Source organism: Pseudomonas fluorescens (assembly GCF_000968015.1).
Classification (GTDB): Bacteria; Pseudomonadota; Gammaproteobacteria; order Pseudomonadales; family Pseudomonadaceae; genus Aquipseudomonas; species Aquipseudomonas fluorescens_W.
Genome location: NZ_LACH01000076.1, coordinates 2,560 through 22,236, shown reverse-complemented (window position 1 = coordinate 22,236; position 19,677 = coordinate 2,560). Strand labels below are relative to the sequence as shown.

The window sequence follows — 19,677 nt, the reverse complement described above, 5'->3', positions numbered from 1 at the left end:
TCATCCTCGCCAAAACGGATGTTTATTCAAGCGAGGGGACAGTTGTATGAGTCAGTTATGTCTGGTCACAGGCGCCAATGGGCATTTGGGCAATACCTTGGTCAGAGCCTTGCTCGATCAGGGTTACCGAGTCCGCGCCGGGGTTCGTGATGTGAACGATTCGGCAGCGTTCGAGGGGCTGGATTGCGAAAGGGTGTATGCAGAACTGCTCGATGAAGCGGCCATGCTCGAGGCGTTGAGCGGGGTGGACGTATTGTTTCAGGTTGCCGCGGTGTTCAAGCATTGGGCGAGGCATCCGCACGCCGAGATTATCCAGCCGAATGTGGAAGGAACACGTCGCGTTTTGCAGGCGGCGGCGAAGGCCGGGGTCAAGCGCGTGGTGTATGTCAGTTCCGTTGCGGCCATCGGTCAGAACGGGCAGAAGCTCGATGAAGAACACTGGAACGACGAGGACGAGAATGCCTATTACGCGTCCAAGATCCTGTCGGAGCAAATGGCCTGGCGTACGGCGCAGGCGCTGAACCTTTGGATGGTCTCGGTGTTGCCCTCGGCGATGATCGGCCCCAACGCGGCCAAGCTGACTGACACCATGAAGTTTGTCGATTCGGTCAGGCGGCGGCAAATGCCTCTGGACCCAGGCTTTCATTTCAATTTTGTCGACGTGCGAGATGTCGCCCTGGGGATGATCCTCGCGGCAGAAAAAGGCCGGTCAGGGCAGCGCTACATTCTGGCGAATGAGCGGTCCTCTTCAATGGCCGAAATCATTGATGCAGCGAACGAGGTTTCACCGGGCTATCGCCCACCACCACCGGCACCCAAATGGCTGTTGGTCGCGGTGGCATGGGTACAGGAGCGTTGGGCCGGGTTGACCGGTCGGCCAGCGCAACTGTTGCTCAGTCAGGTCAGGATGTTCCACGACGTCAAGCAGGAATACGCTATCACCAAGGCCATGACCGAATTGGGCTTCCGTCCGCGAGCGCCGGAAGTCGCCCTGCAATCGGCGTTTATCTATCTAGGCCAGCGCTCGACGCATCGCTATGAGGCGTTATCACTGCGCCCGGTTCAAAAAGGCAATTGATCTCGTTTTTGAGTTCGCTGAGGTGATCTACCAAGGCCAGCAAGTCGGCTACTTTCGCGAAGATGTGTTGGCGCTTGAGGTCGATTGCCTCGTTGGCCAGTTCCAAGGGAAAGGCTTGCAATGTGTTTTTTGCAGCGACGAGAGGCACCATCTCGGCGAGCTTGAAACCGGCGATCTGCGCCCGGCGGATCAGGCGCACGAGCGTGAGGTGATGTGAGGTGTAGACGCGATATCGACCCTGACGATCCGGTTCCGGGATCAACCCCATCTGCTCGTAAAGTCGAATGGCTTTCGGGGTGCAACCGGTGAGCCCGGCGAGTCTTCCAATGAACATCAGCAATCCTTCTCGCCACGCGAGTCGCTATCAAAAATCCGGAAGTCATTCTAACGCAGACTGGTCACCGCGTTTATCGGGTATCTGAAGGCGCAGATACCCGCGTTGGGGCCGTGAGCTAAGCTTCTAGTCAGCTCCGTCCAGAGGTCTCTTGCCATGGGCAGCACCTTGGAAAACGTCTTTATTTCATTCGGCAGCGCGGCCTTTGGTGTTGTGCTGACGCTATTGCTTCCAATGCTTCTGAGCCACTGGCGATACTCGCGCCGGGACGATCTGCTCGGCTTCTGGGCATCGACCTGGCAGGATGCCGACGACCCGGATCAATGGGTCATTGAGACGGTCGATGTCGATATCGACAGTGGACGACTTCGATTGCGTAACGCCAACAATATTGGCGGTTACCTGTGGCAGGGCTCTTGTGATCTGTATGACGGTCACTATCTTTACGGCACCTGGAAATCCGTCAAGAAAGGCGCGACCTCTACGGGGGTATTCAGCTTCCTGATTCTTCCTCAAGCCGAGGTGTTGGTGGGTCAGGCCATGGGCCAGGACAAGCATGGCGTCCCTCGGACGTCGGACTGGATCCTGGCCAGGCGCAAAGAGGATATTGAGCTCGGGAAGCAGTGGCTGGCCAAACACGCCACTTACTACCGCGGTGACGTTAAGCCAGGCGCTTGATTTCGGCGATCAAATGATCGACCCCCGCCAGCATGAACTCGATCGTTGTTTCGTCGATGAAGTGGCCGTTCTGGATCTTTTGATTAACGCCGGGAATGACGATCTGAGGGCCGCAAATGACCCTGGACAGCGTGGCCGATAGCGTTTCACGCAGTTGAGCCTGGGCACGCACCCCGCCGAGTACGCCGGGTGAAGAGGACATGATCAGCACGGGTTTGTTTTTCAGCGGTGAATTGAAGCCTGGGCGGGAGGCCCAATCCAGCGCATTTTTCAGCACGCCGGAGGTGCCGTAATTGTATTCAGGCGAGCAGATGATCAAACCATCGGCTTGTGCGAGGGCCTCTTTCAATGCCGCCACGGATGCCGGCAGCGCTTGCGTTTCGATATCTGCGTTGTACAGGGGGATGTCATTCAGCGCGAAGAGACTCATTTCTGCCTGATCGCCCAATCGAGCGCAAAGGGATTTGAGTACTGCTGTATTCGTTGACTGTGAACGCAGGCTACCTGAAATACCGAGCAGACGATGAGCGACGGTGGCCATAAAAATCCTTCAATCCGAGAGATGAGTAATCAAACAACTACACAGCCTGTTTCTCTGCGGGTGACACCCCGATCATCACAAACAGTGCCCGGGCAATCCGCTCGCTTTTGTTGCGCCACGCGTGTCGCGTGCCATTTTGAATAACGACGTCGCCGGCCTTTACCAGACGGCTCTGACCGTTATCCAGCTCCAGCCACATCTCACCTTCCAGAATGATTCCGTAATCAATGGTGGCGGTGGTGTGCATGCCCGGATGGTCCGGCTCGAAGCTTTCGATCAAGCCCGGCAGTGCAGCGCTCAACTCGCCAAAGGCCTGGACGCCATCGACGAGGTTCTGCATGACGGTGTCGGGTGGGAAATCGAACATGGCGATGCTGGTGCCGCCCTGAGGAGGAATCAGCGAGGCGTGATCAAGCGTTGGGTCGCGCTGTTTTTCGAGGAGTGTCGGCTGGGCGGGCGTCGTCCACAGCTGCGCCATTGCGTGCCCCGGGATTGAGGCAAAGGACTGGGCTCTTGGGGCAAAGTCATCTGAAACGAACACGGAATTACCCTGTTCGTCGTGGCCGGTCACGATTCTTCTTATCTTCATAGGAGTTACTCAACAGGCAGTCAAAGAGTCAGCGAGGGGCGGTTGAACCGCTCCGCTCGCTGAGTTTAGTCAAGGACAGATGACGTAGTTGCTGAAGCCGCCATGGCGGTTTTCGATACCGGTAATCGCGCTGTTGACGTCCTCCAGACTGAAGGCCGTGTTTTCGAAGAACGAGAGGTCAAGCACCCCGGATTCAACCATGTCCGCCATGGCTTGGCCTTGTCCGGTGGTGAACCAGGCCGATCCGCTGATCTGGATGTCGTTGTCCATAATCCAGTGCAGATCGATCGGCACTTCGCCGGCGATGGCGCCGACGTTGACCAGATGCCCACCGCGATGGAGGGATTTAAGCGCCTGGGTCAGGCTCTCGTGAGGGGCGCCCGGGCCTAGAGCATCAATGACTACATCGACCCCTTCGCCATGGGTCACTTGATAGGCCCATTCGTGGGTGGGAATCGTACCGAGGGTGTGAATTTCAATCCGGCCTGGGGCCGCCAGGTCTTTCACCTTCTGGAACAGGTCCTGGTTTCGGGCGGTGCCGAGGATTTTACGAACGCCCATGGCCAGCGCCAGTGCGACGGCGCCCAGGCCAAGTGTGCCGCTGATTCCGTTGATCAGCACCGTGCTGCCAGGACCCGCGTTGGCCTTGAGCAATGCTTTGTAGGCGGTGCCCAGATAACCCAGGCGTGCAGCGGTTTCGAAACTGATGTTGTCCGGCAGTTTGACCAGGCTGTATTGCGGGGCAGGGATGTACTCGCAAAGGCCGCCGTAGGGGTAGTCTTCGAACATGCGTGGGCTTTTCGGTGTGAAGCCGAAATAACCGTTGAACGTATAGGCGGTGCACGCAATGGTGTTGCCCGCGCGGCAGGCCCGGCATGAACCGCAGTGCCTGCCCGGATTGACGTAAACCCGGTCACCGACCTTGAAGTCGTAGACCTGGGCGCCGACGGCTTCGACGACACCAGAAGGGTCCAGTCCGAAAATGGCAGGGAGTTTTGGCAGGGGGTTATGCGGGAACCATTTGACCCAGTTGGTGAGGATGTTGTGCAGGTTCGGGACGATCCCGCAGGCCTTGATCTTCACCAGTACTTCGGTCGGACGAATCTCGGGGACGGGCACTTGTTCGATGACCATGGGTTTACCGCCTTCATACAGACGTGCGGCGCGCATAGTTTTTGCAGTCATGATGTTCTCCAACACACATATTGTTTTTGTAGTGGTATGTAACCCTGCAGCACGCTTCAAATTGTCGGCCCTAACGCAGCCCGTCTTCGCCCTTCACCTCGCTGGCAGCCAGACCACCGAGTCGCGCATGAATCCGCCCGCCCGTGGCCATGGCCAGGCCAAAAGCGATTTCGCCGCGACGAGGGCCGTCCCACACGGTCATTTCAGCCACGCCGAAGTGGCTGCGCACATAGGCCGCCTGGATGTGCCCGAGCGGGATCATCACCCGGCAACCAGGGCCGCCGATGGTCTTCGCCGCCGGCACGATCGCCTTCGGATTGCCGAGGGCTTCGCGCATGGCCCAGCCACCGGCTTCATGCCAGACCGCACCGTGTTCCAACTCGCCGTCTTCCCCGACGATTGCACCCTTGCCATAGGCTTGTACATGCCTGGCGCCGCCCAGTGCATGAATCAGTTGCTCGGACAGCTGCGCGCCCAACGCTCTCAGTTCCTGCATGAACGGCAGCAGGTCCTCTACATATTGACCTGCGTAGGGATTGGCGACCACGGCGGTGGCGACCGCAATCCTGAGCGGGACCGACGAGCGAGTCCCGCCTTCATGGAACACTTCTTCGATGTCCAGTTTTACCTTGCGAACCATCACTAGCGACATGCCTAACCTCCAGAACCGAGAGCCTCAAGCGGCTCGTCATTTTTTTTAAAACCGGCCTTTTGCATTATGCATTTTATGATGTATGGTGCAAGAAATTAGTTTTTGTGCATAAAAAACAGGAGAAGAACATGAAGCTGATTTCGTACCGCAAAGAGGGGAAGGCCCATTTCGGCGCCGTGTCCGGTGACGGGGTGGTTGAGCTGACCCGGCGTTTTACCCAGGTTCCGGACCTTGCATCCTTCCTGGCCGACCCGGCCTTGATGCAGGAGGCTCGCCAGATCGTAGAGGCCGCGCCACCCGACTACCCGTTTTCAAGCGTTGAACTGGAAGCCGTCATCCCCAATCCCGGGAAGGTGATTTGCGTCGGCATTAACTATGTGGCGCATGCCGAAGAAGCCGGCAGAAAGGTCGGTGAATTCCCGGTGATTTTTCAGCGTTTCGCCGAAACCCTGCTACCCCACGGAGAACCACTGGTAAGGCCTCAGGTATCAGAGCAGTTTGATTTCGAAGCCGAGCTGGCTGTGGTGATCGGCAAAGGAGGGGCGCATATCGATCCGGCCGATGCGATGGATCACGTCGCGGGTTACACCTGCTTCAACGACGCCAGCGTTCGTGACTGGCAGTTCCATACGCACCAGTACGGCATGGGCAAGACCTTCAGAAAAACCGGTGCGCTGGGCCCATGGCTCATTCCCGCTTCGGAAATTTCCGATTACCGTAAGCTGGTGGTACGCGGAGTACTTAATGGCGAGCAGTTGCAGGAAGGCAGTCTTTCAGAGTTGGCCTTCGACATTCCGCATTTGATTTCGTACGTGTCGAAGGCATTGGCGTGGAATCCGGGCGACATTCTGGCCACCGGTACGCCGAGCGGGATCGGCTTCAAGAGGAATCCACCGATTTTCCTTAAACCCGGTGATATTTTCGAAGTGGTCATCACGGAGATCGGGACGCTATCGAACGGCGTTATTGACGAAGCCTGAGCGTTGTCCTCTACACAATCATAAAAACTGGAGGTTCCAGATGCCCGCGTTACCGACTATCAATTTCACCCACTCCGGCGTGTTTTGCGCAGACCTCGATCGCATGGTCGATTTCTACTGCCGTACCTTAGGCTTTATCGTCAGTGACAAAGGTGTCGCCTCAACGGGTCATCGGTTGTTTTTCATGACGCAGAACCCGGAGTTGCATCACCAGGTCGTACTCTTCGACGGCAAGCCTGTCGACCTGCCGTTCAACCCGATCAATCAGCTGTCGTTCCTGCTGAACTCGCTGGATGACTTGAAGACTTACTACCAATTCGCCAAAAGCAGCGGCATTGAAGGGATCGCTCAGGTGGACCACGGCAACGCCTGGTCGATGTACTTCAAAGACCCTGAAGGCAACCCCATCGAAATGTACGTCGATGCGCCGTTCTACACCGCACAACCCTGCAAGGAACCCCTCGATCTGGAGCTGCCGACCGAGGTCATCCTCGCCCAGACCGAAGCCATGTGTAAGCGCCGCCCTGGCTTCCAGACGCGAGAAGAGTGGAAGAACTCCATCCGCGCGAAGATCGAAGAACAGCGGGTTCGAATCGGCTTATAACTCGCCGATCTGTGGATGTTGAAGCCTGGTTGATGGGCACGCAAACGCTTGTTCATCAACCAGACGTCGCACTGGATAAAAACAAAAAGCGGAGTAGACGATGGACTACGATGTCATCATTGTTGGAATGGGTCCGGTGGGTGCTCTGTGCGCAAATCTGGCCGGCATGTGGGGGCTGAAGGCCCTCGTCGTGGACAAGTCCGAAACGGTGTACACCAACCCCAGGGCCATGGGGTTTGACCACGAAGTGATGCGTGTTTTCGGCAACATTGGCCTGGCCAATGAGATCGCCGAACATGTCATGCCTTATCGCCCCTCGGAGTACCGAACCACCGGCTCTGCGCTGATCAAGCGCATTGATGCCGCCAAGCCTCCTTTTCCGCTGGGTTGGGCACCAAATTATGTGTTCTCGCAGCCGCCCGTCGAGCGTGCGTTGCGGGGCAAAATTGCCGATTTGAAGTCGGTCACCGCGGAACTCGGTTCAGAAGTTCTGTCGGTCGATTCCACAGGCTCACAAGCGGAGGTGCGCATTCGGGCCAAAGACGGAACCGAGCGCACGGTCACGGCGGACTATGTGCTGGCGTGTGATGGCGGCACCAGCCCGATCCGCACCCGACTGGGCCTGAAGATGGAGGATCTGGCGTTCGATGAACCGTGGCTGGTGGTCGATGTGATCCTCAATGAAGGGGCGGGTGAGCATCTGCCGAAGACCAACGTGCAGTTTTGTGAACTGGCCCGGCCTTGTACTTTTGTCGTCGGGCCGGGTCAGCATCGGCGCTGGGAGTTCATGATCAATCCTGACGAACAGCCAACGGAAATCTCACAACCCGAAGCGATCAAGAAGCTGATCTCCCGCTGGTTGCCGGAGGGCGACTATCAGCTATGGCGGGCGTCCGCTTATCGATTCCATGCACTGATCCTGGAGCAATGGCAGTCCGACCGGGTGTTCTTCCTCGGGGATGCGGCGCACATGACACCGCCCTTCCTGGCGCAAGGCATGTGCCAGGGGATTCGCGATGCATTGAACCTGGTCTGGAAGCTCGCGCTGGTGAAAGAAGGGCTGGCATCCCCGGCGTTCCTGAATACCTACCAGACCGAACGTGTGCCTCATGTGCGCCAAACGACGATGGCGGCCAAAGAGTTCGGTGGCGTGATCTGCGAACGCGACAGTGAGAAAGCCGCAATCCGCGATGCGCAGTTGATCCGGCAGATGACGGAGAATCCGGCAGGGACCATCAGGCAATCGCTGATTCCAGGGTTGTCTCAAGGATTTGTCGCGCAGGTCGCGCCTGCCGGTGAGCTGTTTCCGCAACCGCTGGTCATCAACCATGCCGGCAAGACGGCGCTGCTGGATGAGTTCACCGGCCAGTCCTTCCGAGTGGTCATTGCCCCCGGGTTTGACGCCAGCGCTTTGTTGAGATGCCTGCGCAGCAGTCAATCGCTCAAAGGTCTGCCCATCCATGTCGTGCGATTGGTCGACCCTCAACAGTCAGGTCCACGCACCGCGGATGATTATCAGGAAGTCGATGGGGTGTTGGCGCAATGGCTGGAGAGCCGAGGCTGCAATGTCGTCATCGTGCGGCCGGATCACTACGTGTACGGCGGGGCGGTTACGGTTGCCTGGGCGATGGAGTTGCTGGAGGGAATGGAGCTTGCGCTGTGGTGCAAAAAGCCTGAACCGAGTGATGGCGGCGCCAGTGACCCGATGATCAGGTTTGCCCAAGGGTTAAGCCAGTAGAAAACAGAAAGCCCTTCGCTTTGCACTGTCCACGAAAGCAGTTGCATGGCGAAGGGTCAGGAACACGGTTTCTGGTACAACGATAAACCCTTGTGGGAGCGAGCTTGCTCGCGAAGACGGATTCACATTCAACAGCGATGTTGACTGGTCTACCGCCTTCGCGAGCAAGCTCGCTCCCACATTTGAACATCTATTGAAGCGTGGCTTGTTGGCGTTCGATCGCTTCGATGGTTCGCTCCAGGGTGTCCTGAATGTGGTTGCGCAACAGCGTCACCGCTTTATCGGAGTCCCGTGCCAGCGCCGCATCCATCAGGTCCTGGTGCTCATTGCCCTTGTGGCGTTGGCGGATTCTTTGCTTGGCAGAGAAGCGTCTGTAGCGCTCGGCCCGGTCAAACAGGGAGTCGATCATCTTGAGCATCAACGGCGATGGGCACGCTGCGAACAGCGCGAAGTGGAACGCCTTGTGCCGGGTAGACCAGTCATCGTCGAGCACCAGCACGCCAGTCCCGAGTTTTTTCTCAACCAGATTCAAGCGGTGAAACGCGCCGAGCACATCGGCCTCCCACGCGTCATCGCCAAACTTGATGGCATCGCCCAGTGCCTCGCATTCCAGCAAACAGCGCATCCGCGTGATGTCGCGAAAATCCGTGGTGGAAATCGGGGCAACCCTGAACCCTTTGTTATCGCTGGCTTCGACGACGCCGTCCTGCGTCAGGCGATTGAGTGCCTCACGAATGGGCGAACTGCTGAGCCCGTAGGTCTTGGACAATTCGGCGACTTTGAGTTTTTCGCCGGGGGCCAGCTCGCAACAAACAATCGCTTTTTTCATCTTGGTCAATGCGACTTCGATCAGCGGACTGTTGGGGGAGGAGGGGATCATGATGGGTCATCCTTAAATTTGCACTAAACGGATTTTATGCGCAAAAAGTTGTTTGGTGCAAAGGATGAATGTCGCGTTGCGCATAAATTTTCCTGCGTCGCAAGGGGCAAATTGACGAGCCCTCTTTCGGACGCTCTAGACCGGCCCTTTGCCTCCAATCTCCTTCCCGCCATCCATTTCAACGCGCCTGCCTCTGCTGTCCTCATGGACTTCTCGCCTGCCGCAACCCCGCCCCCCGCTATCCGAATGACCTCCCGAATCTTCTTGACATTGAATTTGTGCAGGATTACGTTTTGTGCACAAAGTGATATTGAATGCAATAAATCATGTTTTACGCATAAGTGGTCGGGCTCGTAAATCTGACCAGAACGGACAGGGACGAAGCGCCGCAGCACCCGTGGTATTCGCAGCCAATGCTGCGAGTGGATGACCTTTTACAAAAACAAAAAAACAGGAACATCTTCATGAAAACAGCCAACCAGCGGCTCTGCCCGTTGCCGGTTTCCAGCATCGCCTGCGCGGTCAGCGCAACGGTGTTGCTGAGCCTCTCAACGCCCTCGCACGCCTTCCAGATCGACACGGGTAATCCCGATCTATCGGCGACCTGGGACAACACGATCAAGTACAGCAACGCGTGGCGTGTGAACAAACTTGATCACAAGGTCGCGGTCGGCCCCGGTACGTCCAACAGCAATCCCAACCTGGACGATGGCGACCGAAATTTTGATCGTGGACTCATCTCAAATCGTCTGGATGTCCTGTCCGAATTCGACATCAAGTACAAAGACGTCGGTGCTCGTCTGAGTGCGGCCTCCTGGTACGACGATGTCTACGCCCACGACAACGATAACGACTCCCCCGGCACCGCCAACTCGGTGAGTGTCGAGCACGATGAGTTCACCAGCGACACTCGCCGCATTCACGAACAGCACACCGAAATCCTCGATGCGTTTGTTTATGGCTCGAAGGAAATCGGCACGACCTCGTTGTCCGGGCGACTCGGCCAGTTCACGCAAATTTATGGCGAAAGCCTGTTCTTCGGGGCCAACGGCATCGCCAATGCTCAGTCCACCGTTGACCTGGTGAAGCTTCAATCTGTACCGAGCTCGCAGTTCAAGGAAATCCTGATGCCCACCAAACAGGTGTCAGGCAACTGGCAGCTGAACGACACGGTCAGCGTCGGCGCCTACTACCAATTTGAGTGGAACAAGACGCGCCTGCCCGCAGCGGGCAGCTACTTCAGCGGCGCGGATTTTGTCGGCGAAGGCGGGGAGCGGGTGTTCTTTCCTACCGGCGAACTACGCCACGGCAAGGACATCGATGCCAAGGATTCCGGGCAGTTTGGTGCGCAACTGAAGTTCGCCGTCCAGGACTGGGAGTTCGGTCTGTACGCCGCGAAATATCACGAAAAGACCCCGGTGTTTTACTTCCGTCCGGCCGCGCTGGTCCCCGGTGCTGATGACACGTTCGTCAACGTTTATCCCGAGGACGTCAAAGTGTTCGGGGCGAGTTTCAGCACCCTGGTCGGCGAGGCCAACATCGCCGGTGAAACGTCGATTCGGCTCGACACGCCTTTGGCGGGCGTCGGCGGAACGATTATTACCGGGCTGGATTCCGACAACGATTCCAACCCGGCGTACCCCATCGGCAAGTCGTGGCATGCCCAGGTGTCGATGGTCAATGTCTACGGCGGATCCGCGCTGTGGGACGGTGCTTCGTTCGTCGGTGAACTGGCGTTCAACCGTCGATTGAGCGTGAGCAAAAATGCCGATCAACTGGACCCCAACACCACTCGCGATGCCTTCGCGCTGCGCTTCACCTTCGAGCCGCAGTACTTCCAGGTTTTCCCCGGCATCGACGTTCAAGCCCCGATCACCATTGGTTACAACCCTTCCGGGCGCTCCTCGGTCACGCCTCAGGCGTTCGGCCCTGAACATGGCGGGGACCTGACGTTGGGCCTCAAGGCCGATTACAAGAAACAGTGGTACGCCTCGCTGTCCTACACCAATTTTTTCGGTGAGGCGGGACCTGTCATCAACTCCTCCAACTCGTTCACTTACCAGCAAAACATGAAAGACCGGGATTTTGTGGCGTTCTCGATCCAGCGAACCTTTTAAGCAAAGAACAGGCGGGCCCTGATAATGACAAAAATTAAACTGCTGTTGCTTTCCACCTTGTCGATCTCAATCTGCGCCAGCACTGCATTCGCGGCGGTGAGCCCTGACGAGGCGGCGAAGCTCAAGACCACCTTGACTCCCATGGGCGCCGAAAAGGCCGGCAATGCCGACGGCTCCATTCCAGCCTGGACCGGCGGACTGACCAAGGAAGTGGCCGGGGCAAAATCCGGCGACATGCCGGCCGATCCGTTCCCCGGTGAGAAGCCGCTGTTGCAGATCACCGCGAAGAACGCTGCGAAGTATGCGGATAAGTTGAACGAAGGGACGAAAGCCTTGCTGGCCAAATATCCCGACACCTTCCATCTCGATGTGTACCCGACTCATCGTACCGCCGCGGCCCCCGACAGCGTTTATCAAAACACCTTTACCAACGCGACCCAATGCAAGACCACCAGCAATGGATTGTCGGTGGAGGGCTGTTACGGCGGCATTCCGTTCCCGATCCCGAAAACCGGCAACGAGGTCATCTGGAATTTCCTGCTGCGCGTCGAGGCCGAATCCATTCAGATGGGCTATGCCAACATCATCGGCAATGCTGACGGAACCCGGACACTGGCCAGCCGTGGCGTGGAGAACTGGCAGTACCCGTATTACTTCAAGGATGGCGGCGTGGATAAGTGGTCGGGACAGTATGCGCTGCTGCGTTTCCTGACCAACGAACCCCCGTTCAAGGCCGGCGAATCGCTGGTGACGCACGACAGCATCAACGCCCAGGAACCACGTGAAGCCTGGCAATACCTGGTCGGCCAACGCCGCGTACGCCGCGCGCCTACCGTGGGTTACGACACGCCAGACTTCGTGGCGTCGGGTGCCAACTACTTCGACGAGGTGCATGGCTTTATCGGTCACCCGGATCGTTATGACTGGAAACTGGTCGGCAAAAAAGAGCTGTACATCCCGTACAACGACAACAAGTTCAACGCCGAAAAACGCGACGATGCCTTTGCGGCTAACCACCTCAACTCGGACAAGGTTCGTTGGGAACTGCATCGCGTCTGGGAGCTGGAAGCCACGGTCGCGGCGGGTAAACGCCACGCTGTGCCCAAGCGCAAATTCTACATCGATGAAGACAGCTGGACGGTCTCCCTGGTCGATGGCTATGACGCCGAGGGCAAGCTGTGGCGTGTGTCCCAAGTGCTTCCATTCGTTGTGCCTTCCATTCCGGCAGTGGTGGTGAAACCGGTGGTGATTTACAACCTGCAAGCCAAGACGTACAGCGTTGTGCAAAGCCTGAACGGCGAAACCTACAGCGTTATCCCGCGCAAACCCGAGAACTTCTTTACCGGTAACTCGGTAGCGTCCGGGTCGGTGCGCTGAGCCTCGCAACCGCGTGTTCACACTTGTGTTCCATGGGCGCCGTGCCACTGACGCGGCGTCCACAGAACCGCATCATCGAGGCTCGAAAATGCGTATTCAAACTCCCAGGCTTTTACATCCGCATCCGTTCAAGGCGTTCATGCTGAGCGTGTCGATCATCACGGCGCTCACCGGCACGGCTGCGGCGGCGCAAACCGATGGACTGCCGGTGCAGCCATCGATCACCAGCGCCATGGCGGCCCAATCGGTCATGCTGAGTGTTGCGAGGGCAGGGAAACGCCTTGTGGCTGTTGGCGAACGAGGGTTCATCATTGTTTCTGATGACAATGGCAGCACCTGGAAGCAAGTCAGTTCCCCGGTCAGCATGACGCTGGTCAAGGTTCGCTTCATTGATGACCGCGAAGGCTGGGCGGTCGGGCACGCCGGGGTTGTCTTGCACAGCCAGGATGGCGGGCTGAGCTGGAGCAAGCAGCTCGATGGCGTCCAGGCAGCCGAGATCGAATTGCAAGAAGCGAAACGCTTCGACGATGCGGAAAAAATCGCTCAAGCACAGCAACTGGTGGACGATGGCCCCGACAAACCGATGCTCGATCTGCTCTTCCTCGACGCCAAAAACGGGCTGGTGGTGGGCGCTTACGGTCTGGCGTTTGTCACCCATGATGGCGGGCTCAGCTGGCAGTCGATCCGCTCCCGTCTCGATAACCCTAACGGCTTGCACCTCTACAGCATCGAGCGTGTCGGGGCGGACCTCTTCGTCGCCGGCGAACAGGGCACGTTGTTGCGCTCAGGTGACGAGGGCCAGACCTTCGAGTCGCTGACGTCACCCTATGAGGGCACGACCTTCGGCCTCCAGGCGACCAGCAGTGGTTCGATTCTGGCGTTCGGGCTGCGCGGCAAAGCCTTCGAGTCCAAAGATCGCGGCGATACCTGGCAGCGACTCGACACCTTGCAACCCGTCACCTTGACCAGCGGCCTGCGCCTTGACGATGGCTCGGTACTGCTCACCGATGAGTCAGGCCGAGTGCTGCGTTTCGCGGACGGCGATACCAAAGCCTCTCTCCTTCAAGTGACTCAACCCGGTTACTTCACGGGCATGGCGCAAGCCGCGAACGGTGACCTGATCATCAGCAGCGCACGCGGCATGCTGTCGTCCGTGGTTGCCGTGGAATCGTCGGAGCACGATCAATGAACAGCTTTACGCGTACTGCCGAGCCTCACACCGTCCCTCAAACGGACACCTTCGATCCTTCTTCCGGCACCCTGGTTGAACGGCTTTTGTTCAATCACCGGCGCATCATTTTGGGCATCTGTGTCTTGCTCAGCCTGGTGTTCGGCTACCAGGCGCTGAGTTTGAAGCTCAATGCCGCCTTCGAAAAAATGATCCCGACGGATCACCCTTATGTGCAGAACTACCTGAAGAATCGCGGCCAGTTGGGGGAGGGCGGCAATACCTTGCGGATTGCGATCGAGGCCAGCCAGGGCAGCATTTTTGATGCCGCCTACCTTGAGACGGTCAAGAAAATCAACGACGAGGTCTTTTTGCTCCCTGGTGTCGACCGGTCGTACATGAAGTCCCTGTGGACCCCGGCGACTCGCTGGATCGGCGTGACGGAAGAGGGTTTCGACGGCGGCCCGGTCATCCCTGACAACTACGATGGCTCTGCCGGCAGCCTGGATCAGGTTCGACAGAACGTAGAACGGTCGGGCGAAGTCGGCCGGCTCGTGGCCTCTAACTTCAAATCCAGCATCGTGCTTTTGCCGCTTCAGGACATCACCTCGGACGACGGCAAACCACTGGACTACAACGCACTCTCAAGCCAGCTCGAACAGATTCGGGCCAAGTACGAAACCGACAACATCAAAATCCACATCACCGGTTTCGCCAAGGTGGTGGGCGATCTGATTGATGGCATGCGGCAGATGCAGCTGTTCTTCGCTGCGACGCTGGTGATTTGCGGCATCGTGCTGTTCTGGTACACCCGCTGCATTCGCAGCACGCTGTTGGTGCTGCTGTGTTCAATCATCGCCGTGGTCTGGTTGCTGGGGTTGCTGCCGACCCTGGGCTTCGATCTCGATCCGTACTCGATCCTCGTCCCGTTCCTGGTGTTTGCCATCGGGTTGAGTCATGGCGCGCAGAAAATGAACGGCATCATGCAGGACATCGGGCGCGGAGCCGACAAGCTGGTGGCGGCACGCTTCACCTTTCGCCGGCTGTTTTTGACCGGGCTGATGGCGCTGGTGGCCGACGCCGTGGGTTTCGCGGTGTTGATGATCATCAAGATTCCGGTGATTCAGGATCTCGCCGTCGCCGCGACAATCGGCGTGCTGACGTTGATTTTCACCAACCTGATTCTGTTGCCGATTCTGTTGTCGTACACCGGTGTCAGCAAAGCGGCGGCTCAGCGTGAAGCGGCGAGCGACAAGTTCTCGCAGCTGGATGCGCTTCACGCCCGGCACCCGTTCTGGGCTTTTCTGGATCGATTCACCGAGCGCAAATGGGCGAGCGGTGCCATCCTCATCGCCGTGATGCTGGGGGTGGCCGGTTTTGCTGTCAGCCTGCACGTGAAGATCGGTGACTTGAATCCCGGGGCGCCGGAACTGCGTCCGGAGTCGCGCTACAACAGCGACAACCGCTTCATGGTCAGCAACTTTTCCGCCAGCAGTGACAAGTATGTGGTGATGGTGAAAACACCGCAGTACTTCTGCGCCAACTATCAGACACTGGTGTCGGTCGATGCACTGGAGGCGCAGCTGCAACAACTGCCGGGGGTTGTTTCCACGACGTCGTTGGCGGCGCTGAGCAAGCAGGCCGCAGCAGGCATGAACGAAGGCAGCATGACCTGGTATGAGATACCCCGTAACCAGGGGCTACTGAACGCGATCATCACCCGCGCGCCGCGAGAACTGTTCAATCAGAACTGCGACCTGCTGACGGTGTACGTCTACCTCAAGGACCACAAGGCCGACACGCTCACCAGTGTGGTGCAGACCGTCGAACAGTTCGCTGCGACCCATAACACTGACCAGCTCCAGTTCCTCAATGCGGCGGGCAATGCCGGGATCGAAGCGGCCACCAATATCGTGGTGAAGCGTTCGAACGTGCAGATGCTGTTCATGGTGTACGCGGCCGTCATCGCCCTGTGCTTTATCACCTTCAGATCCTGGCGAGCGGTGGTGTGTACGGTGCTGCCGCTGATGCTGACGTCGATTTTGTGCGAGGCCTTGATGGTTGGTCTAAATATCGGCGTCAAGGTGGCGACGCTCCCCGTCATCGCATTGGGCGTGGGGATTGGTGTGGATTACGCGCTGTATATCCTCAGCGTGACACTCACCAATCTGCGTAATGGCTCAAGCCTGTCGGATGCGTACTACCTGGCGCTGCTTTCCACCGGCAAGGTGGTGGTGATGACGGGGATTACGCTGGGCGTTGCGGTGCTCACCTGGGTGCTGTCGCCAATCAAGTTTCAAGCCGACATGGGCATTTTGCTGGGGTTCATGTTCATCTGGAACATGGTGGGCGCTTTGGTACTGGTGCCGGCACTGGCGCATTTTCTGCTCAAGCCCAAGAACCAGCCGTTGCCTGTGAAGGGCTGATACCTGACCGCGAGAGCGGGTTCAGTTTCGCTGAACCCGCTGATCATCATTGCCAATAGCGACTCAGGAGGGATGCGCGATCTCTAGCCAATCTTCAAATCGGGTTGCTCCGACAATGGGGTTGTCGCCTGGCGTGAGGGACTTGTCGTTGATCGGGGCGCCGAAGTAAGGAACCGTGTTATCCGGGACGGCTTCGCGCGGGTCCTTGGTGTGTTTCAGGTACTCACTCACGAATTCGACAATAGGTCGGCGATCAGGCCCGGCCACTTCCACGGTCTGATTGATCGGCGCTGTTTGAGCGATAGCCGTCAGTGCGGCCGCGACATCGACCGAGGCCACCGGTTGCAACGCGGCGGACGTTAAATGGATGGTGTTGCCGTCCTCGCGACCCGAGTAAGCAATGGCACCAATGAACTCGAAGAACTGCGTGGCCCGCAGGATGGTGTAGGGAATGCCCGATGCCTTGATGAGTTTTTCCTGGGCCATTTTGGCCCGGAAATAACCACTATCGAGCATTCGTTCGGTGCCGACGACTGACAGCGCAACATGATGTTTGGTGCCGGCTACCTTCTCGGCAGCGAACAGGTTATGCCCGGCGGTCTCAAAGAAATGCAACGCCGCGTGATCCTCGAATGAGGGGGAGTTGGCCACATCGACCACCACCTCGGCGCCCTTGAGCGCGTCCGCCAGGCCCGCGCCGGTGATGACGTTGATGCCGGTACTCGGTGACGCTGAGATGACTTCATGCCCCAGATCCTGGAGGTTCTTGCAGACTTTGCTGCCGATCAGCCCGCTTCCTCCAATGATGACGAATTTCATGGCCGGTCTCCCGATGCGGTGTGTTGGGACAGTCATTAAACACCCTGGCAACGGGCGTATCGGGCGGCCATTGGCGTGGGCCGACAGGTGGTCGGAAGTCTGAACGCCAGGTGGCATTAACGGCATTTATTTGCTTTAGTCCACCTATCGCTGGCTCACGTATGCGGCGCCTCAGCTCATGACGGGAGCCCAAACGGAGAATCCCATGAAACACCGATTCCCGACCTGCGCCGTGCTGGTGGCCGCCCTCGCATTCGGCGCGTTGCCTTGCGTCCAGGCGGTGGAATACACGCAGGTCAATGAAACCGCCAGCACCATCTCCTTCACGTATAAACAGTTCTCCTCGCGGGTGTACGGTACGTTCGGCAAGTTCGAGGCCACGCTTGATTTCGACACGGCAAAACCATCGAAAGGCCGGGCCGCGCTCACCATCCAGCTCGACAGCATCGATGCTGGAAGCAGCGACGCCAACAGCGAACTAAAAAAACCAGCCTGGTTCGACACGGCAGCGTACCCAGTGGCGACGTTTGAGTCGACCGGCGTGAAGGTGCTGGGCAACAACCGTTACTCGATCACCGGCAAACTCACGCTCAGGGGGATCACGCGTGTCGTGGAGGTACCGGTGCTCCTGAAGGCCGAAAACGCCGTCGGGATTTTCGATGGCCGGCTAACGCTCAAACGCAGCGACTTCAAAATCGGTGAAGGCGAATGGGCCGACACTGCTGTCTCCGACGACATCAACATCAGGTTCCGGATGGTTGCGCCGCAGCAGTAACCAATCTCCCTTTAGTGCGCCGCTGTTGGCACCGCCGCCGCGCTGACTTTTACGGACCCGGTCGCCGGTTTTTTTGAGACCGCGCCCAGCTTATCGCTGGCTTCGTAGGTGAAAGTTGCCGTGAACGGCGCGGCGACGATGGCCGGTGGCGTGTAGAGCACACGAATCCCGTCGGTGCTGACCGTGCCCTTGCCGGAGTCCGGTTGGCTCAGACCCACCACCTTGAGCGGCAGGTTGCCGTCGGGGTCGGTGTCGTTGGCCAACACGTTGATGGTCAGCGGCAGGCCGTTGTTGCTGGTGGCGCTGTCAGGGTTGGCCACGGGTTTCTTGTTTTTGCCTTCCTTATCGCCATCTTGATTGCCGGTGCGGAAAGTCGGCAGCGCCACGGAGTTCACGTAGGTGACACCGTCCCAGCCAGGCAGGGGCGTTGGCATCAACTGGAACTGCCCCGGATGTTCGACATCCCAGCGCAGCAACATCGAGGTGTCCTCGTGCTGGGTGTTGTGGCAGTGCTCCATGTAGGTGCCGGCGAACTCGCGGAAGCGCAGCGCCACGTCGACATCCACCGAACTGTCGATGCCTTCGCCGATGCGAAAGACGTCCTTGCGCGCCCATTTCTCCCATTCCGGCGGCGCCTTGCCGTCGCGGCTGAGGATGACCCCTTCTTCGAAATGCACGTGCACCGGGTGGTTCCAGCCGTTGCCGCCGTTGACGATTTTCCAGACTTCGAGCGTGCCGTCACCGGAGAACCCGGCATCGGTTGGGCCGGTGGCCAATTGCGGCGCGGCACTGATCCGGCGAGGGTCCATCCTGAAACCGGGACCACCGTCGGTTTTGATGGTCCAGGGGGCTTCGTCTGTGCCATCGGAGCGACCGAAAATGAACTCGCGATGCCGCGCCACTTTGAGTTTGGCCTGGTCGCTCGGGTTGTCGCGGTCGATGGGCAGCGGAATCAGTTTTTTGCCAGCGGGTTTGCCCGGTTTGGCAGGCTCATAGGCTACCGGGTCCAGACTTCGGTCCTGACCGGCGTAGGGCTGCACAAGCAATTGCAGAAACTTGCCCACCACGGGGTCGCCCTTGTCCCATTGCGGCCCTTTGCTGGTTTGTTTGATCACGGCTTTATATTTTTCGGACAGCACGTCCGCCAGCGCCAGTTCGTCCTTCTCCGGACCCTTGCCCGTGCGGTGTTCCATCAGGTTGACGAAGTAGATTTTGTCGCCAGTCTTGATGCCGTTTTTGCCAAAGTTGATGATGATGTCGTAGCGCTCGGCGACGCCTAGCGTCGGCAGGATTGCATTGTGGTCTTGCCGGTCACCGTCGCCATCCAGGTCCATGCTGCCGTCAAAGGGCACGGCGTGTTCCATGAGGTTGCCGTCGTTGGCAATCAGGTGGAACGGCACTCGGTTGTAGGACACCCCCGATCCTGCAGGCCCTGGGAATTCGCCGCCATTGCCGCTGATTTCACGCACCACGGCAAACTTGAAGAACCGCGAGACCGAGCCGTTGAGGATGCGGAAACGATAGCTGCGCGCGCGGACTTTCAAACGGGGTTGGTACTGCCAGTTGACCAGCATCTGATCCCCGAGAAAGCCGTCGGTGTTGAACGGGTTGAACCACAACTGACCGGCCTGATCCCAGGCCTTGTCGGCGACCACCAGGTTGACGTCATAGTCGCGGTTGCCCCACGGCAATGCCGAGCCACTGGGAAGGCGCAGGTTGACGCCGTCATTCACCGA

The 19,677-nt window shown here is 58.3% G+C and carries 18 protein-coding genes; 10 read left to right on the top strand and 8 right to left on the bottom strand.

Annotated features, from left to right (window positions below; translation table 11 throughout):
• The first annotated feature begins 46 nt into the window (after window positions 1-46).
• Window positions 47-1,078 carry an NAD-dependent epimerase/dehydratase family protein gene (locus VD17_RS28670; RefSeq protein ID WP_046056773.1) on the top strand — a complete coding sequence of 344 codons (1,032 nt, stop codon included), beginning with the start codon at window positions 47-49 and terminating at the stop codon, window positions 1,076-1,078.
• Here VD17_RS28670 and VD17_RS31980 read toward each other — a convergent pair.
• Window positions 1,005-1,412, bottom strand: a complete 408-nt coding sequence (locus VD17_RS31980) for a MerR family transcriptional regulator (protein WP_080932092.1) — start codon at window positions 1,410-1,412, stop codon at window positions 1,005-1,007. The two genes, VD17_RS28670 and VD17_RS31980, sit on opposite strands and share 74 nt — an antisense overlap.
• 156 nt (window positions 1,413-1,568) lie before the next feature.
• Here VD17_RS31980 and VD17_RS28660 point away from each other — a divergent pair, with 156 nt between their 5' ends.
• Window positions 1,569-2,090, top strand: a complete 522-nt coding sequence (locus VD17_RS28660; RefSeq protein ID WP_046056771.1) for a hypothetical protein — start codon at window positions 1,569-1,571, stop codon at window positions 2,088-2,090.
• On the opposite strand, the gene VD17_RS28655 is transcribed toward VD17_RS28660, so the two are convergent.
• From VD17_RS28655 to VD17_RS28640, 4 genes are all read right to left on the bottom strand, one after another.
• Window positions 2,074-2,631: an NADPH-dependent FMN reductase gene (locus tag VD17_RS28655; RefSeq protein WP_080932091.1), complete on the bottom strand. Its 558-nt coding sequence runs from the start codon at window positions 2,629-2,631 to the stop codon at window positions 2,074-2,076. The genes VD17_RS28660 and VD17_RS28655 overlap by 17 nt on opposite strands.
• A 37-nt stretch (window positions 2,632-2,668) precedes the next feature.
• The gene (locus VD17_RS28650; RefSeq protein WP_046056770.1) at window positions 2,669-3,220 is read right to left on the bottom strand and encodes a cupin domain-containing protein; all 552 of its coding nucleotides are present in this window, start codon (window positions 3,218-3,220) and stop codon (window positions 2,669-2,671) included.
• A gap of 69 nt (window positions 3,221-3,289) precedes the next feature.
• Window positions 3,290-4,405 (bottom strand): alcohol dehydrogenase catalytic domain-containing protein, encoded by a 1,116-nt coding sequence (locus tag VD17_RS28645; protein WP_046056769.1) that lies wholly within the window; start codon window positions 4,403-4,405, stop codon window positions 3,290-3,292.
• 70 nt (window positions 4,406-4,475) lie between these two features.
• A complete protein-coding gene (locus tag VD17_RS28640) occupies window positions 4,476-5,057 on the bottom strand; it encodes an amino acid synthesis family protein (RefSeq protein ID WP_046056768.1) in 582 nt (193 codons plus the stop codon).
• Between the two features lie 128 nt (window positions 5,058-5,185).
• Between VD17_RS28640 and VD17_RS28635 the strand changes: the two genes are divergently transcribed.
• The 3 genes from VD17_RS28635 to VD17_RS28625 all read left to right on the top strand — a co-directional run bounded on the left by VD17_RS28635 (window position 5,186) and on the right by VD17_RS28625 (window position 8,379).
• A complete protein-coding gene (locus tag VD17_RS28635) occupies window positions 5,186-6,037 on the top strand; it encodes a fumarylacetoacetate hydrolase family protein (RefSeq protein WP_046056767.1) in 852 nt (283 codons plus the stop codon).
• Between the two features lie 40 nt (window positions 6,038-6,077).
• Window positions 6,078-6,641 (top strand): VOC family protein, encoded by a 564-nt coding sequence (locus VD17_RS28630; RefSeq protein ID WP_046056766.1) that lies wholly within the window; start codon window positions 6,078-6,080, stop codon window positions 6,639-6,641.
• 100 nt (window positions 6,642-6,741) lie between these two features.
• The gene (locus VD17_RS28625; protein WP_046056765.1) at window positions 6,742-8,379 is read left to right on the top strand and encodes a bifunctional 3-(3-hydroxy-phenyl)propionate/3-hydroxycinnamic acid hydroxylase; all 1,638 of its coding nucleotides are present in this window, start codon (window positions 6,742-6,744) and stop codon (window positions 8,377-8,379) included.
• A gap of 190 nt (window positions 8,380-8,569) precedes the next feature.
• Here VD17_RS28625 and VD17_RS28620 read toward each other — a convergent pair whose 3' ends face one another.
• Window positions 8,570-9,259, bottom strand: a complete 690-nt coding sequence (locus VD17_RS28620; protein WP_046056764.1) for a GntR family transcriptional regulator — start codon at window positions 9,257-9,259, stop codon at window positions 8,570-8,572.
• Between the two features lie 464 nt (window positions 9,260-9,723).
• Here VD17_RS28620 and VD17_RS28615 point away from each other — a divergent pair, with 464 nt between their 5' ends.
• The 4 genes from VD17_RS28615 to VD17_RS28600 all read left to right on the top strand — a co-directional run bounded on the left by VD17_RS28615 (window position 9,724) and on the right by VD17_RS28600 (window position 16,347).
• Window positions 9,724-11,376, top strand: a complete 1,653-nt coding sequence (locus VD17_RS28615; protein WP_046056763.1) for a DUF1302 domain-containing protein — start codon at window positions 9,724-9,726, stop codon at window positions 11,374-11,376.
• Window positions 11,377-11,400: 24 nt separating this feature from the next.
• A complete protein-coding gene (locus VD17_RS28610) occupies window positions 11,401-12,753 on the top strand; it encodes a DUF1329 domain-containing protein (protein ID WP_046056762.1) in 1,353 nt (450 codons plus the stop codon).
• Between the two features lie 88 nt (window positions 12,754-12,841).
• Window positions 12,842-13,942, top strand: a complete 1,101-nt coding sequence (locus VD17_RS28605; RefSeq protein WP_046056761.1) for a WD40/YVTN/BNR-like repeat-containing protein — start codon at window positions 12,842-12,844, stop codon at window positions 13,940-13,942.
• On the top strand, window positions 13,939-16,347 hold the full coding sequence (locus VD17_RS28600) for an efflux RND transporter permease subunit (RefSeq protein WP_046056760.1): 2,409 nt from the start codon (window positions 13,939-13,941) through the stop codon (window positions 16,345-16,347). Before VD17_RS28605 ends, VD17_RS28600 begins: the two co-directional genes overlap by 4 nt.
• Before the next feature lie 63 nt (window positions 16,348-16,410).
• Here VD17_RS28600 and VD17_RS28595 read toward each other — a convergent pair whose 3' ends face one another.
• A complete protein-coding gene (locus VD17_RS28595) occupies window positions 16,411-17,166 on the bottom strand; it encodes an SDR family oxidoreductase (protein WP_046056759.1) in 756 nt (251 codons plus the stop codon).
• 205 nt (window positions 17,167-17,371) lie between these two features.
• On the opposite strand from VD17_RS28595, the gene VD17_RS28590 reads away from it, so the two are divergent.
• Window positions 17,372-17,941 carry a YceI family protein gene (locus tag VD17_RS28590; protein WP_046056758.1) on the top strand — a complete coding sequence of 190 codons (570 nt, stop codon included), beginning with the start codon at window positions 17,372-17,374 and terminating at the stop codon, window positions 17,939-17,941.
• Between the two features lie 11 nt (window positions 17,942-17,952).
• On the opposite strand, the gene VD17_RS31975 is transcribed toward VD17_RS28590, so the two are convergent.
• Window positions 17,953-19,677 (bottom strand): Ig-like domain-containing protein (locus tag VD17_RS31975; RefSeq protein WP_259674605.1); only part of this gene is annotated, 1,725 nt, incomplete at its 5' end.

Coding starts and splice junctions, on each gene's coding strand:
- VD17_RS28670 (WP_046056773.1), top strand. CDS start 47: ATGAGTCAGTTATGTCTGGTCACAGGCGCCAATGGGCATTTGGGCAAT.
- VD17_RS31980 (WP_080932092.1), bottom strand. CDS start 1,412: ATGTTCATTGGAAGACTCGCCGGGCTCACCGGTTGCACCCCGAAAGCC.
- VD17_RS28660 (WP_046056771.1), top strand. CDS start 1,569: ATGGGCAGCACCTTGGAAAACGTCTTTATTTCATTCGGCAGCGCGGCC.
- VD17_RS28655 (WP_080932091.1), bottom strand. CDS start 2,631: ATGGCCACCGTCGCTCATCGTCTGCTCGGTATTTCAGGTAGCCTGCGT.
- VD17_RS28650 (WP_046056770.1), bottom strand. CDS start 3,220: ATGAAGATAAGAAGAATCGTGACCGGCCACGACGAACAGGGTAATTCC.
- VD17_RS28645 (WP_046056769.1), bottom strand. CDS start 4,405: ATGACTGCAAAAACTATGCGCGCCGCACGTCTGTATGAAGGCGGTAAA.
- VD17_RS28640 (WP_046056768.1), bottom strand. CDS start 5,057: ATGTCGCTAGTGATGGTTCGCAAGGTAAAACTGGACATCGAAGAAGTG.
- VD17_RS28635 (WP_046056767.1), top strand. CDS start 5,186: ATGAAGCTGATTTCGTACCGCAAAGAGGGGAAGGCCCATTTCGGCGCC.
- VD17_RS28630 (WP_046056766.1), top strand. CDS start 6,078: ATGCCCGCGTTACCGACTATCAATTTCACCCACTCCGGCGTGTTTTGC.
- VD17_RS28625 (WP_046056765.1), top strand. CDS start 6,742: ATGGACTACGATGTCATCATTGTTGGAATGGGTCCGGTGGGTGCTCTG.
- VD17_RS28620 (WP_046056764.1), bottom strand. CDS start 9,259: ATGATCCCCTCCTCCCCCAACAGTCCGCTGATCGAAGTCGCATTGACC.
- VD17_RS28615 (WP_046056763.1), top strand. CDS start 9,724: ATGAAAACAGCCAACCAGCGGCTCTGCCCGTTGCCGGTTTCCAGCATC.
- VD17_RS28610 (WP_046056762.1), top strand. CDS start 11,401: ATGACAAAAATTAAACTGCTGTTGCTTTCCACCTTGTCGATCTCAATC.
- VD17_RS28605 (WP_046056761.1), top strand. CDS start 12,842: ATGCGTATTCAAACTCCCAGGCTTTTACATCCGCATCCGTTCAAGGCG.
- VD17_RS28600 (WP_046056760.1), top strand. CDS start 13,939: ATGAACAGCTTTACGCGTACTGCCGAGCCTCACACCGTCCCTCAAACG.
- VD17_RS28595 (WP_046056759.1), bottom strand. CDS start 17,166: ATGAAATTCGTCATCATTGGAGGAAGCGGGCTGATCGGCAGCAAAGTC.
- VD17_RS28590 (WP_046056758.1), top strand. CDS start 17,372: ATGAAACACCGATTCCCGACCTGCGCCGTGCTGGTGGCCGCCCTCGCA.